The sequence below is a fragment of the Vibrio sp. Vb1574 genome (genome assembly GCF_033338675.1).
On record NZ_JAWOTC010000363.1, the window covers coordinates 1 to 1,135 of the forward strand.

Annotated in this window: 1 pseudogene; it reads left to right on the forward strand. The window is 49.3% G+C overall.

What is annotated here, in order from left to right:
• Positions 1-1,135, forward strand: a pseudogene (locus R7O12_RS26200) (VacB/RNase II family 3'-5' exoribonuclease); the annotation flags it as partial.

The following is a 1,135-nucleotide window of genomic DNA, read 5'->3' on the forward strand; positions in this document are numbered from 1 at the left end:
AAAGTTAGCGGGCGAAGAGCAATACGAAGGGTTGCGCCGCCGTTTACGTGCCATGGAACGAGATGGTCAACTGGTGTTTACCCGCCGTCAGTGCTATGCATTGCCTGAAAAACTTGAAATGGTGAAAGGTTACGTGATTGGCCACAAAGATGGTCACGGTTGGGTACGTCCAGAAGGCAGCGTCGGCAAGGACGATGATATTTTGCTGCCACATCACCAAATGAAGAACATCATTCATGGTGATTTCGTGCTGGTGCAACCAACAGACAACAGCAAGCGTGGTCGTCGTGAAGGTCGCTTAGTTCGCGTACTTGAAGAGCGCAATAGCCAGATTGTTGGCCGCTTCTTCCTTGAGTACGGCTACTCATATGTTGTGCCGGATGATTCGCGCATCAGCCAAGATATTCTGATCCCGAACGAGCATAAAGCTGGCGCTCGTATGGGTAATGTCGTGGTGATTGAAATTACCGATCGTGGTTCTCGCTCGCGTGGCATGATGGGTAAAGTGGTTGAAGTTCTTGGCGAAAATATGGCGCCAGGTATGGAAACACAAATCGCAATTCGCACCCATCAAATCCCTTATGAGTGGCCAGAAGCGGTCGAAAAACAAATCGTAAACTTGGGCGAAGAAGTGCCTGAAGAAGCGAAAGTTGGCCGTGTTGACTTGCGTGAATTGCCGCTCGTTACCATTGACGGTGAAGATGCGCGAGACTTCGATGACGCCGTTTTCTGTGAGAAGAAAAAAGATGGTGGTTGGCGTCTTTGGGTCGCAATCGCAGACGTAAGCTACTACGTGCGCCCAGACTAAGCGTTACACAAAGAAGCCATCAACCGTGGTAACTCTGTGTACTTCCCATCGCAAGTTGTCCCAATGTTGCCTGAAGTGCTTTCAAACGGTTTGTGTTCGCTTAACCCGCAAGTGGATCGCTTGTGTATGGTTTGTGAGATGACCATTTCTGAAAGCGGTAAGCTCTCAAGCTACAAGCACTACGAAGCGGTAATGAATTCCCACGCTCGTCTCACATATAGCAAAGTGAGCGCGATTCTTGAAGGTGATGAAGAACTGCGTGAACGCTACCAGCCACTCGTGTCGCATCTTGAAGAGTTGCACGCGATGTACAAAGTGTTGAAAGAA